Origin of the sequence: Streptomyces canarius (genome assembly GCF_014650735.1) — a bacterium.
GTDB classification, from domain to species: domain Bacteria; phylum Actinomycetota; class Actinomycetes; order Streptomycetales; family Streptomycetaceae; genus Streptomyces; species Streptomyces olivaceoviridis.
Genome location: NZ_BMVN01000007.1, coordinates 45,617 through 57,641, shown reverse-complemented (window position 1 = coordinate 57,641; position 12,025 = coordinate 45,617). Strand labels below are relative to the sequence as shown.

Here is a 12,025-nt window from a genome sequence, read left to right as displayed (position 1 = left end):
TCACGTGAACGTGTCGCGCGACCCGGCGCAACCAGCCCGTCATCCGGCCGTTCCCCACAGCGTCGTAGCAGGTCACCGGCGGGTCAATCCCCGTTCACGGCCAACTGCCCCCACGCGCCGACCCCTTGCCGGGTTCCCTGGGTCAGAATGAAGCGCCCCTCAACCGGACCGCCGAAAGGTGAACGATGAGCCCTGCCGAACAGCCGCAGCCGCACAGGACCGCGGACGTCCGGCGCCCGACCCTGAACGCCGTGGCCGCACGCGCCGGCGTGGGCCGCGGCACGGTCTCGCGGGTGATCAACGGCTCCCCCAAGGTCAGCGCACGCTCCCGGGCGGCCGTGGAACAGGCCATCGCGGAACTCGGCTACGTCCCCAACCGCGCGGCCCGTTCCCTCGCCACCCGGCGCACGGACGCGGTCGCGCTGGTCGTGCCCGACGCCGAGACCCGGCTCTTCTCGGAGCCGTACTTCTCCGGGATCATCCGGGGCGTGTCCACCGGACTCGCCGGTGCCGGGATGCAGTTGCTGCTGGTCCTCACGGGCGACGAGAAGGAGCACGGCCGACTCGCCGCCTACCTGGCCGCCCACCGGGTGGACGGCGTCCTGATGATGGCGGTCCACGGGGACGACACCCTGCCCGACCGGCTGGAGGAGCTGGCCGTGCCGACCGTGCTGGCCGGGCGGCGCAGCGACCGCGAGCGGCTGGGCCATGTCCGCGCGGACAACCGGGGCGGCGCCCGGCTCGCCGTCCGGCACCTGCTGGCGGGCGGTCGCCGGTCGATCGGCACCATCACCGGCCCGCTGGACATGGATGTGGCGCGGGCGCGGCTCGACGGCTACCGGGAGGCGCTGCGCGAGGCCGGGGTCGCCGTCGCGGAAGACCTCATCGCGGCGGGCGACTTCACCGAGGAGGGCGGACGCGTGGCCATGCGGGAACTGCTGCGCCGGCATCCGGACCTGGACGCCGTCTTCGCCGCCTCCGACGTGATGGCGTCCGGCGCGGTGCTGGAACTGCGCGCGGCGGGGCGGCGGGTGCCGCACGACGTGGCGCTGATCGGCTTCGACGACTCCATCGTGGCCCGGCACATCGATCCCCCGTTGACCAGCGTGCGCCAGCCGCTGGAGGAGATGGGCCGCACGATGGCGAGCCTCCTGCTGGAGGAGATCGCCCACCACGGCACCGGCCGCCGCGAAGTGGTCCTGCCGACGGAACTGGTGGTGCGCGGGTCGGCGTGAGGGGGTTGGGGTTGGGGTTGGGGGTTGGCGTGAGGGTTGGGGGTTGGGGGTTGGCGTGGAGGGTCGGGCGGCGGGTCCGAGAAGTCACGGGTCGGCGTGAGAGGTTGGGCGCCGGGTCCGAGAAGTCGTGAGTCGGCCCGAGAAGCCGGGCCTCGGTCCGAGAAGTCGTGAGTCGGCCTGAGGGGTCGGGCGGCGGTCCGAGAAGTCGTGAGTCGGCCTGAGGGGTCGGGCGGCGGCTCCGACAAGTCGTGAGTCGACCCGAGAGGCCGGGCGGCGGCCAAGAGGTCACGGGTCAGCGTGAGAGGTCGGGCGGCGAGTCCGAGAGAACACCGGACAGCCCGAGAAGCCGGGCCTCGGCCCGACAAGTCGCGGGTCGGCCTGGGAGGTCGGGCGGCGGCTCCGAGAAGTCGCGGGCCAGCCCGAGAAGCCGGGCCTCGGCCCGACAAGTCGCGGGTCGGCCCGAGAGGCCGGGCGGCGGCCCCGAGAAGTCGCGGACCAGCCCGAGAAGCCGGGCCTCGGCCCGACAAGTCGCGGGTCGGCCTGGGAGGTCGGGCGGCGGCCCCGAGAAGTCGCGCGCCGGCCTGAGAGATCGGGCGCCGGGTCCGAGAAGTCGCGGGCCAGCCCGAGAGGCCGGGGCCGCGGGTCGGCCTGAGGGGTCGGGCGCCGGCCAAGAGGTCACGGGTCAGCGTGAGTGGTGGGGCGCCGAGTCCGAGAGAACACGGGACAGCCCGAGAAGCCGAACCTCGGTCCGAGAAGTCGCTGGTCAGTCCGAGAAGCCGGGCGGCGGCCGAGAGGACACGGCTCGGTCCGCGAAGTCGGGCGCCGGCCCGAGAAGTCAGCCCCCCGGGCATATCGATCGCGGCCCGCCCCTTTCGTCGTGGGAGCGCTCCCATGCATAATGCGTGCACTCGACCCTTGGGAGAGCCCTCATGCCCGAACCGACGACCGTGGCCTTTCCTCCCGCCTTCCTCTTCGGCGCCGCGACCTCGGCGTACCAGATCGAGGGGGCGGTGCGGGAGGACGGCCGCACCCCCTCGATCTGGGACACGTTCAGCCATACGCCGGGCAGGACGGCCGGCGGCGAGACCGGGGACATCGCCGTCGACCACTACCACCGCTACCGCGACGACGTGGCGCTCATGGCGGAGCTGGGCCTGACCGCGTACCGCTTCTCCGTCTCCTGGTCCCGGGTGCAGCCGACGGGCCGGGGACCGGCGGTCCAGCGGGGCCTGGACTTCTACCGCCGTCTGGTCGACGAGCTGCTCGCCCGGGGCATCACACCGGCGCTCACCCTCTACCACTGGGACCTGCCGCAGGAGCTGGAGGACGCGGGCGGCTGGCCGGAGCGGGACACCGCGTTCCGGTTCGCCGAGTACGCGCGGCTCGTCGGCGAGGCGCTGGGCGACCGGGTGGAGCAGTGGATCACCCTCAACGAGCCGTGGTGCAGCGCCTTCCTGGGCTACGCCTCCGGGGTGCACGCCCCCGGCCGGACCGACCCGGCGGCCTCGCTGCGCGCGGCCCACCACCTCAACCTGGGGCACGGACTGGCCGTTTCCGCCCTCCGCGGGGTGATGCCGACCGGCAACCGGATCGCGATCAGCCTCAACTCCTCCGTCGTACGGCCCCTTTCCCAGGACCCGGCCGACCTGGCCGCGGCCCGCCGGATCGACGACCTGGCCAACGGTGTGTTCCACGGGCCGATCCTGCACGGGGCGTACCCCTCGTCGCTCTTCGAGGCCACGCGCTCGATCACCGACTGGTCGTACGTCCTGGACGATGACGTCCGCACGATCAACGCCCCGCTGGACGCGCTGGGCCTGAACTACTACACCCCGACGCTGGTCTCGGCCGCGTCCGGCGAGGCCAAGGGCCCGCGGGCGGACGGCCACGGTTCCAGCGACCACTCGCCGTGGCCGGCCGCCGACGACATCCTGTTCCACCAGACCCCCGGCGACCGCACGGAGATGGGCTGGACGATCGATCCGACGGGCCTGTACGACCTGGTCATGCGCTACACGCGCGAGGCGCCCGGCCTCCCCCTGCACATCACCGAGAACGGCGCGGCCTACGACGACAAACCCGACCCCGACGGCCGGGTGCACGACCCCGAGCGCATCGCCTACCTGCACGCCCACCTGGCGGAGGTGCGCCGCGCCATCGCCGACGGCGCCGACGTACGCGGCTACTACCTGTGGTCCCTGATGGACAACTTCGAGTGGGCGTACGGGTACGGCAAGCGGTTCGGCGCGGTGTACGTGGACTACGCCACGCTGGAACGGACGCCGAAGTCGAGCGCGCGGTGGTACGGGGAGGCGGCGCGGACACGGGTGCTCCCGCCGGTGGCTCCGGGGGCCTGAGAGCGGGGCGGGGGCCCGGCGGTGTGATCCGCCGGACCCCTCGTCCGGTCGTCGGTGGGCGGCGCGGCTATTTGTACGCCTCGAACGCCTTGGAGAAGGCGAACGGTTCCTGGGTGACGGAGCTGCACGTGGCGTCGGCGGTGGGCTTGGTGCCACCGGCGCACTGCTTGTCACGGGTCGCCGACCACATCGACAGCCAGCCGAGCCCCTTGGACCGGGCGAAGTCCACCAGCTGGGTGGCGTCGTCGGCCTTGAAGACCTCGGAGGAGATGTCGTTGACGCCGATCATCGGGGTGACGGCCACGGCCTTCCAGGCGGCGGAGTCGGACAGCCCCAGCACGCTCTTGACCTGGGCCTGCGTGGCGGTCGCGGCCTGCTCGGCGTAGGTGCCCATGTCGCCGCTGTACGAGGCGCCGTAGTCCATCGCCATGATGTTGACGGTGTTGATCTTCACGCCGTTGGACCTGGCGCTGGCGAGGAGGTTCACGCCGTCCTGGGTGAGGCCCTCGGGCATCACCGGGAGGGTGAAGGAGACGTCCAGGCCCGGGTGCTGCGCCTGGAGCTTGGCGATGGCCTGGGCGCGGCGGGTGTTGGCGGCGGTGTCGGGCAGCGCGCCGCCCTCGACGTCGAAGTCGACCTTGGTCAGCAGATACGCGTCGACCGCCTTGCCGTACGCCGCCGCCAGCGCGTCCGCGGAGGAGCAGGTGGTGGCCAGCTCGGAGCCGGAGGCCCCGCCGAAGGAGACCCGGACGTCACCGCCCTTGGCGCGCAGCGCGCCGATCTGCGCGGCCACGGCGTCACTGGTGAGGTCCGTGACCCCGCCCCACTTGGGGGTGCAGCCGCCGCCGTCGGTGAGGAAGGCGAGGTTGTAGTTCTTCACGCCGGTCGCGTCGGCGGCGCGGAGGAGGTCGAAGGCCGGGTAGAGGCTGGTGTCGACGTAGGGGGCGAAGCCGGCGGAGGCGGTGGTGCCGGATCCGGTGCTGCCGGTGGGGGTGGGGGTCGCGCTCTGGGTGGCGGGTGCGCTCTGGGTGGGGGTCGAGGTGGACGTGGCGGTGGGGGCCGGGGTCGGTGGCTGGGTGGTCTGTGTCGGCCGGCCGCTCGGCTCGGGGGTCGCACCGCCGTCCGCGGAACACCGCGCGTCGTCGATACGGCAACCCGTCGGGTCTCCGCTGCCGTTGACCACGAAGCCCACGGTCACCGACTTGCCGGGGGCCAGGCCGTCGGTGTCCCACGTGGCCGGCTTCACGGTGACGTGCTGACCGCTGACGCTCGACTCGCCGTTCCACAGGGAGCCGAGCTCGGCGCCCGCCGGGAGGTCGAACTCCAGCGTCCAGGTCTTCTCGGCCTGGCCGGTGTTGTTGGTGACGACGTACTGGGCGGTGTAGCCCGTGGACCAGTCGCTGGTCCTGGTGTACGCGGCGTTCACACCGGCCGCGTTGGCCGTGCCGGTGAGCAGGACCGCGCCGCCGCCGATCACGGCCGCGGCCACCAGGCCGCCTATCGCCTTGTTCCTGCCACTGATCCTGCGCCGGTGCGTGCTCATGCGCGTGCCTGCCTTCGCTGTTCACGGGGTGAGGTGCGGCAGCACGCTAGCGATCAGGAAAGGGACGAACCGCTTGTTCGGGGCACCCGTCGCAGACCTTAGGGTTCGCTTAAGGAAGCGATCGGGGACGGTTAAAGGTGGAGACCGATGTGCCCGATCGGCGTCTGCGTACGGCACCCCGCTGTCCGCGCCCCACCGGCTTGCGCGCGTCCAGCTGGAACCAGATCCGCACCTCGGTGCCGCCCAGCACCGAGGAGCCGATGCGGACGTCACCGCCGGTGGACTCGGCGAGCCGGCGGACGATGTCCAGGCCCAGGCCGGTGGAGCCGGTGTGTCCGGAGCCCCGGCCGCGGGCCATCGCCGCCTCGGGGTCGGCTATGCCGGGGCCCGCGTCGGAGACGAGCACGATCACCGCGTCCTCGCCGTTGTGCACGTCGACCGCGAAGGCGGTGCCCTCGGCGGTGTGCCGGAAGACGTTGCCGAGCAGGGCGTCGAGCGCGGCGGCCAGGTCGGCGCGGGCCACGGGTACGCGCACCGGCCGGTCGACGCCGGCCACCCGCCACTTGCGGCCCTCGTCCTCCGCCAGCGCGGACCAGAACTCCATGCGTGCGCGGACCACTTCGGCCGCGTCGCAGCCCGCGCCGGATCCGGCGGCGGCCGTCTGCGGCTTGGCCTCGCGAGCCGTGCGGATGATGGTGTCGACCTCGCGCTCCAACTGGGCGACGGCGGCCCGGGTCTGCTCGGCGGCGGGTCCGGCGCCGAGGGAGGCCGCGTTCAGCCGGAGCACGGTGAGCGGGGTGCGCAGCCGGTGCGAGAGGTCGGCGGCCAGCTCCCGTTCGTTGGCGAGGAGCTGGACGACCTGGTCGGCCATGGAGTTGAACGCGACGGCCGCCAGCCGGAGTTCGTTCGGGCCGTCCTCCGGCACCCGGGCGCCCAGCTTGCCCTCGCCCAGCTCGTGCGCGCCCTCGACGAGCCGCCGCGCGGGCCGCACCATGCGCACGCCGAGCCGGTCGGCGACCGCGACCGAGCCGACGGTCAGCGCGAGGCCGACGGCCGCGAGCACCGCCCAGGCCGTGCCGACGCCGTTGGTCACCTCGGACTCGGGGACGTACACCTCGACCACGGCTATCGCGCCGGAGCCGAGGGCGACCGGCTGGAGCAGGGTGGAGCCGCCGGTGACGGTGGTGGTGGAGGCGCGGCCGAGTCGTCGTACGGCCTCGATGTCGGGTCCCGCGGCGCGCTGCCGGCCGAGGTCGAGCGCGGCCCGGCCGCCCTCGGCGGGCAGGTGGACCGCCATCCCGGAGTCGGCGCCGGCCGAGGCCACCACCCGCTCCAGCTGGTCCCGGTCGGTGGTGATGGACAGCGCGGGCGCGACCGCCGCGGCCTTCCGCTCGGCGCCTGAGAACGCGCGGTCGCGGGCCATCTCCTTGACGACCAGGCCGAGCGGCACGGCGAAGGCGACCACGACCATCGTGGTGACCGCGAGGCAGACCTTGACCAGAGCCCATCTCATCGCGGGGCCTGCCCGTCCGAGGGCGGTTCCAGCTTCACCCCGACGCCCCGCAGCGTGTGCAGATAGCGCGGGCGGGCGGCCGTCTCCCCCAGTTTGCGGCGCAGCCAGGACAGATGGACGTCGATGGTCTGGTCGTCGCCGTAGGACTGCTGCCAGACCTCGGCGAGGAGTTCCTTGCGCGGGACGACGACGCCCGGCCGTGCGGCCAGGAAGGCCAGCAGGTCGAACTCGCGGCGGGTGAGGTCGAGCGCGGCCCCGTCCAACTCGGCCTGGCGGCGCAGCGGGTCGACGGTCAGGCCGCCGACGCGGAGCACGGAGGAGGACGGGGCCTCGCCGCCGCCGGCACGGGCGCGGCGCAGCACGGCGGCGATCCGGGCGGAGAGGTGTTCGACGGAGAACGGCTTGGTCAGGTAGTCGTCCGCCCCGGCGTTCAGCAGCCGGACGATCTCCGTCTCGTCGTCCCGGGCGGTGGCGATGATGACGGGTACGTCGGTGATGCCGCGCAGCATCTTCAGGGCCTCGGAGCCGTCCAGGTCGGGCAGTCCGAGGTCCAGGATGACCAGGTCGAAGCGGAAATGGGCGACCTCGCGCAGCGCCTCCAGTGCCGTACCGACGCTGCGCACGGTGTGTGCGGCGTCGGTCAGGTGCCGGATGAGCGCCGAGCGTACGAACTGGTCGTCCTCGACCACGAGCACACGTGCCATGCGCCGCACCGTACGCCATGCGGACGACACCGGGCGGACGCCTGTGGACAACTCGGGGCATGTGCGAACGGCGGTACCCCTGGGGCAGTATGGCCCGCGATGCGCAGAGGACTCGTACACGTACTGGCGTGGCTGCTCGCGACGGGGGCGGCGGTCACGCTGTCGTGGTGGGGTGTCCACACGGTGATGACGGGGACGGCGTACGACCCGCCGCGCGCGCTTCCGGTCACGGCCGCCGACGCGGACGCCCAGGACGTGAAGCCGGCGTCCCGGGCACCTTCTGCGTCGCCGGCCCCGTCGCGCGAGCGGCCGGTCCGGCGGGCGGCGACGCCGGCGCCCGCGCACACGCCGGCCCGCACACCGTCCCCGTCCCCCACCGTCACCGCCACCCCCACCGCGTCCGGCCGGATCAAGTCCTACGACACCGACGGCGGCCGGGCGGTGTTCGACCTTCGGCCGGCCGACGCCGCGCTCGTGTCGGCGACCCCGGGGACGGGCTGGTCGATACAGGTGTGGAAGACCGAGAGCTGGATCCGGGTGGAGTTCAGCCGGGGCGCGGACCGGGTGTCGGTGTTCTGCACCTGGCACGACGGGCCGCCGCGGGTGGAGGTGGGGACGTACTGACCCACCCGGCGGAGTTCTGCGGGCGGAGCGGGCCTAACGGAACACCGAGGGCGGCGGGGCCGGGGAGGCCACCGCGGCGTCGTCCGTCACGGGCACCGCGCCACCCGTGAAGTCGGTGAGCCGTCTGCCGTGTTCGACCCGGGCGGGGTGCGGGTCGGAGGCGGCGCGGCGGGTGAGTTCGGCGAGCGGCAGCGGGAGGTCGGAGGCGACGAGGATCGCGTTGCCGAAGCGCTTGCCGCGCAGCACGGCCGCGTCGGCGATCAGCGCGAGTTCGCCGAACCGGGCGGCGGCGGTGGCGATCTGGCCGCGCAGGTGCGCGAGCGGCGGGCCGTCGGCGAGGTTGGCCGTGTAGACACCGGAGGGCTTCAGTGCGCGCCGGACCTCGTCCAGGAACTCGGTGGAGGTGAGGTGGGCGGGGGTGCGGGCGCCGCTGAAGACATCGGCGACGACCAGGTCGGCCCAGCCGTCCGGCACCTTGGCGAGCCCCGCGCGGGCGTCGGTGGCCCGCACCCGGATGCGCGCGCCCGGGTCCAGCGGCAGCTCCCGGCGGACGAGCCGCACCAGGCTCTCGTCCCGCTCCACGACCTGCTGGGTGGAGCGGGGCCGGGTCGCGGCGACGTACCGGGCGAGGGTGAGCGCGCCGCCGCCGAGGTGCACGGCGTGCACGGGCTTGCCGGGCGGGGCGGCGAGGTCGATGACATGGCCGAGGCGGCGCTGGTACTCGAAGGACAGGTACGCCGGGTCGTCCAGGTCGACGTGCGACTGGGGCGCGCCGTCGATCAGCAGCGTCCAGGCCCGGGCGCGGTCCGGGTCGGGCACGAGCTGCGCGAGCCCGCCGTCGACCGGCTCCTCGACCGCGGCTGCGGCGGCCGACCCGCGCCGTGTGTTCCTCGACCTGCCCATCCCCCCATTTTCGCAGCCGTCGGGGGCAGGCGCGTCACCGGCAGTTGTCGGCCGCCTCGATCAGGCGGGCCGCCTCGCCCAGGGCCCGGCGCAGGACCACCGGGTCGGTGGCGAGGTCCGCCTCGCCGGGCGGCAGCAGCCAGTCGGAGCCCTCCACCGGCGGCTCGGGGTTCAGCCGCAGCCCGCGGCCGTCGGTCTCGGTGCAGGTGCTGCCCGGCACGTCCCAGCCGGCGGCCGTACCGGCCGGCACCAGGAAGCCGAGGGTGCCGCAGCCGTCGTCGTGCAGCACGGGGCCGACCGCGTCCGCCGCGCCCCGTCGCAGGATGTCGACCGCCTCCAGCCCCTGCCGGGTCGGTACCGTCACGAGGTCGCATCTCGCGTCACCTCCCGCGCACGCGGACGACGACGGCGACGTACAAGGATCGTTGCTCTGGCTGGTCTCCATGCCGGCCTCCACACACAGCCCTGTTGCGGTCCATGGAGTCCAACGCGCGAGCGCGTCAACGGCAACGGCACAAGTGCGCCGCAAAGGATGGCACTTCATGGCAGATCGTGCATGAGATATCCGGTTTGTAGCCAAACACCGCGTGGCGGGTCCGTCACAGCGGGTACGTTCATGCCCGCCGGAACCAGGGCGTCACACGGGCAACTCGTCCCGGCATCGCCCGGGTCCCGGCGCGGTTCGACGGTTCGCACGAGAGGACCCGGCCATGGCGTCGTCAACCGTGACCTCGTCACAGCCCGAACGGCCACCACGGCCGAACCTCGCCTTCCGGCAGCTGCGCGGCCGGCGCTCACCGGCGGAGTTCGCGGCGCTGGTGAGGCGGGCCGCGCGCGAGATCGGGGAGCGGGTGAGCTGTGACGCGCGCTACATCGGCCGGGTCGAGGCGGGCGAGATCCGCTGCCCCAACTACGCGTACGAACGGGTGTTCCTGCACCTGTTTCCCGGCCGCACGCTCACCGACCTCGGCTTCGCGCCCCGCTCCTCCGTCCGTGGACGCGCGGCGCGTACGGCGGTGGAGACGGCCTCCGCGGAGGGGGTGCCCGGTGAGTCCCGCGGGCCTTCAGAGCCGTATGAGTCCCGTGAGGCCGGTGGGTCCCGCGACGCGCGGGGCCCGCGGGGACGGGGGCCGCTTGAACCGCACCAGCTGTACGAACCGCACGAACCGTTTGCGAAAGACCCCCTGAACCACGAGGAGAGCGACGTGCTGCGTCGCGCATTCATGACCGGCGGAGGCGTCACGATGGCCGCCGCCACGCTGGCCCCGCTGGGGCTCACCACCGGCGCCACGGCGGCGGAACGGCGGCTGCGGCGCGCCGGCACCTCCGAGGCGGCGGCGCTGGAAGAAGCCGTCCGCCGCATCCGGCTGCTCGACGACCGGCACGGCGCGGACGGCCTCTACCGGCGCGCGGCGGCTCCGCTGCGCGCCGCGTACGAGCTGCTCGACGCCGGCGCGACCCGGCAGACCACCGCCGACCGGCTGCACGCGGGCGCCGGGGAACTCGCCATCTCCGTCGGCTGGCTGGCCCATGACTCCGGCCGCTTCGACGACGCCCGCTCGCACTACGCGGAGGCACTGGCGACCGCTCGTATGACCGGCGATCCGGCACTGGAGGCACACGCCTTCTGCAACACCGCGTTCCTGGCCCGGGACGCCGGGCACCCCCGGGAGGCGGTGCGGGCCGCGCAGGCCGCGCAGCGCGCCGCCCAGCCGCTCGGCTCCGACCGGCTGATGTCCCTGCTGGCGCTGCGCGAGGCGGGCGGCTGGGCGGGGCTCGCCGACCGCACCGGCTGCGCGCAGGCGCTGGCCCGGGCGCACGCCCTGTTCGAGCGGGGCCGCTCGGACGCCGACCCCGAGTGGATGAGCTTCTACGGGGAGGCCGAGCTGGAGGGGCTGGAGGCGCAGTGCTGGTCCACGCTGGGCGACTGGCGGCGGGCGTCCCGGCACGCGCGGCGGGCGGCGCGCCTCCAGGACCCCCACTTCACGCGGAACATCGCGCTGTACACCGCGGAGCTGGCCGACGACCTCGCCCGCGAGGGACGCCCCGACGAGGCGGCGGAGGCGGGGCTGCGGGTGCTGGCGCTGCTGGACCAGGTCCAGTCCTCCCGGATCCAGACGATGCTGGCCGGGACGGCGCGGGTGCTGCTGCCGCACCGGCGGGCGTCGGGGGTGTCGGAGTTCCTGGACCGCCACGCGTCCGTTCCCCGGCGGGTGTAGCGGTTCCCGGGTTCCGGGATTCTCGGGGTTCGCGGGGTTCTCCGGTGCGGGGCGGGACGTCCGGTGGTCGCCGGTCCGCGGGTGGGTCGTAGCCGACCGCGCCCACGCGGCGGAGCGCACACCGCTACGGCCCCGCGCCGCTCCGGGGCGCGGGCCGCCCGCTCAGCCCGCCAAGTGCCCCGTGTCGTTCCAGCTCTCGATCGCCGGTTCCCCGTAGGCCCAGCCCAGTACCGACAGCGACGTGGGGTTCAGCCGTATCCGCGCCGCGAAGTCCAGCCCCAGCCCCAGCCACCGCGCCCCGATCGACCGCAGGACGTGCCCGTGGGCGAAGACCAGGACGTCCCGGTCGGCCGAACGGGCCCAGGAGACCACCTCGTCCGCGCGCGCGGTGACGTCGGCGATCGTCTCGCCCCGCGGGACCCCGTCCCGCCAGATCAGCCAACCGGGCCGCACGGCCTGGATCTCGGCCGGGGTCATGCCCTCGTACGCGCCGTAGTCCCACTCCATCAGCGTGTCCCACACCGTGGCACGGTCCCCGAAGCCGGCCAGTTCGCACGTCTCCCGCGCGCGTACCAGCGGGCTGGTCCGCACCTCCGCGTCCGCCAGTCCGTCCAGCGGGGCGCGGTGCAGCCGCTCACCGAGCAGCTTGGCCCCGCGCCGGCCCTCCTCCAGCAGCGGCACATCGGTCCTGCCGGTGTGCTTGCCGGACAGCGACCATGCCGTCTGTCCGTGCCGGGCCAGCAGAATGCGCGGTGCCATGGGGTCTCTCCGAAGGAACAAGCGGATGCACAACAGGGGACGCACGACGAGGGGGTGCGGTCCCTCCATCATCGCGCACCCCGCTCCCGGGCAACCCGCCGGGCGATCTCCGCGTCTTCGAGGACTGACGCGCACCGGCGTGATCCGAGCGCCCGTCATGGGCCGAGT

General features: G+C 74.0%; 10 protein-coding genes. 4 read left to right on the top strand and 6 right to left on the bottom strand.

The features are described from left to right. Positions 1-185 precede the first annotated feature (185 nt). Both IE294_RS12560 and IE294_RS12555 read left to right on the top strand, forming a co-directional pair. Positions 186-1,235, top strand: a complete 1,050-nt coding sequence (locus tag IE294_RS12560; protein WP_189885341.1) for a LacI family DNA-binding transcriptional regulator — start codon at positions 186-188, stop codon at positions 1,233-1,235. A 929-nt stretch (positions 1,236-2,164) separates the two neighbouring features. Further along, the gene (locus tag IE294_RS12555; protein WP_189885339.1) at positions 2,165-3,592 is read left to right on the top strand and encodes a GH1 family beta-glucosidase; all 1,428 of its coding nucleotides are present in this window, start codon (positions 2,165-2,167) and stop codon (positions 3,590-3,592) included. A 67-nt stretch (positions 3,593-3,659) separates the two neighbouring features. Here the strand turns inward: IE294_RS12555 and IE294_RS12550 are convergent, their stop codons facing one another. The 3 genes from IE294_RS12550 to IE294_RS12540 form a co-directional block, all read right to left on the bottom strand. Next, the gene (locus tag IE294_RS12550; protein WP_189885337.1) at positions 3,660-5,135 is read right to left on the bottom strand and encodes a glycoside hydrolase family 18 protein; all 1,476 of its coding nucleotides are present in this window, start codon (positions 5,133-5,135) and stop codon (positions 3,660-3,662) included. 109 nt (positions 5,136-5,244) lie between these two features. After that, on the bottom strand, positions 5,245-6,648 hold the full coding sequence (locus IE294_RS12545; protein ID WP_189885335.1) for a sensor histidine kinase: 1,404 nt from the start codon (positions 6,646-6,648) through the stop codon (positions 5,245-5,247). Further along, the gene (locus tag IE294_RS12540; RefSeq protein WP_189885332.1) at positions 6,645-7,352 is read right to left on the bottom strand and encodes a response regulator transcription factor; all 708 of its coding nucleotides are present in this window, start codon (positions 7,350-7,352) and stop codon (positions 6,645-6,647) included. Before IE294_RS12540 ends, IE294_RS12545 begins: the two co-directional genes overlap by 4 nt. A 99-nt stretch (positions 7,353-7,451) precedes the next feature. Between IE294_RS12540 and IE294_RS12535 the strand changes: the two genes are divergently transcribed. Further along, the gene (locus tag IE294_RS12535; RefSeq protein ID WP_189885330.1) at positions 7,452-7,976 is read left to right on the top strand and encodes a hypothetical protein; all 525 of its coding nucleotides are present in this window, start codon (positions 7,452-7,454) and stop codon (positions 7,974-7,976) included. 33 nt (positions 7,977-8,009) lie between these two features. Here IE294_RS12535 and IE294_RS12530 read toward each other — a convergent pair whose 3' ends face one another. After that, positions 8,010-8,879, bottom strand: a complete 870-nt coding sequence (locus IE294_RS12530) for a spermidine synthase (protein ID WP_189885328.1) — start codon at positions 8,877-8,879, stop codon at positions 8,010-8,012. A 34-nt stretch (positions 8,880-8,913) separates the two neighbouring features. Then, positions 8,914-9,324 carry a hypothetical protein gene (locus tag IE294_RS12525; RefSeq protein WP_189885326.1) on the bottom strand — a complete coding sequence of 137 codons (411 nt, stop codon included), beginning with the start codon at positions 9,322-9,324 and terminating at the stop codon, positions 8,914-8,916. 265 nt (positions 9,325-9,589) lie between these two features. Between IE294_RS12525 and IE294_RS12520 the strand changes: the two genes are divergently transcribed. Continuing rightward, positions 9,590-11,098: an NsdA family TPR-like regulatory protein gene (locus IE294_RS12520; RefSeq protein ID WP_189885324.1), complete on the top strand. Its 1,509-nt coding sequence runs from the start codon at positions 9,590-9,592 to the stop codon at positions 11,096-11,098. Between the two features lie 162 nt (positions 11,099-11,260). Here the strand turns inward: IE294_RS12520 and IE294_RS12515 are convergent, their stop codons facing one another. Then, positions 11,261-11,857, bottom strand: coding sequence for a histidine phosphatase family protein (locus tag IE294_RS12515; RefSeq protein ID WP_189885321.1), 597 nt, complete (start codon positions 11,855-11,857; stop codon positions 11,261-11,263). Positions 11,858-12,025: the final 168 nt, after the last annotated feature.

What these genes read in the sequence shown, in the direction of transcription:
- IE294_RS12535 (WP_189885330.1), top strand. Translation starts at nt 7,452, where the DNA reads ATGCGCAGAGGACTCGTACACGTACTGGCGTGGCTGCTCGCGACGGGG.
- IE294_RS12555 (WP_189885339.1), top strand. Translation starts at nt 2,165, where the DNA reads ATGCCCGAACCGACGACCGTGGCCTTTCCTCCCGCCTTCCTCTTCGGC.
- IE294_RS12545 (WP_189885335.1), bottom strand. Translation starts at nt 6,648, where the DNA reads ATGAGATGGGCTCTGGTCAAGGTCTGCCTCGCGGTCACCACGATGGTC.
- IE294_RS12530 (WP_189885328.1), bottom strand. Translation starts at nt 8,879, where the DNA reads ATGGGCAGGTCGAGGAACACACGGCGCGGGTCGGCCGCCGCAGCCGCG.
- IE294_RS12520 (WP_189885324.1), top strand. Translation starts at nt 9,590, where the DNA reads ATGGCGTCGTCAACCGTGACCTCGTCACAGCCCGAACGGCCACCACGG.
- IE294_RS12525 (WP_189885326.1), bottom strand. Translation starts at nt 9,324, where the DNA reads ATGGAGACCAGCCAGAGCAACGATCCTTGTACGTCGCCGTCGTCGTCC.
- IE294_RS12515 (WP_189885321.1), bottom strand. Translation starts at nt 11,857, where the DNA reads ATGGCACCGCGCATTCTGCTGGCCCGGCACGGACAGACGGCATGGTCG.
- IE294_RS12540 (WP_189885332.1), bottom strand. Translation starts at nt 7,352, where the DNA reads ATGGCACGTGTGCTCGTGGTCGAGGACGACCAGTTCGTACGCTCGGCG.
- IE294_RS12550 (WP_189885337.1), bottom strand. Translation starts at nt 5,135, where the DNA reads ATGAGCACGCACCGGCGCAGGATCAGTGGCAGGAACAAGGCGATAGGC.
- IE294_RS12560 (WP_189885341.1), top strand. Translation starts at nt 186, where the DNA reads ATGAGCCCTGCCGAACAGCCGCAGCCGCACAGGACCGCGGACGTCCGG.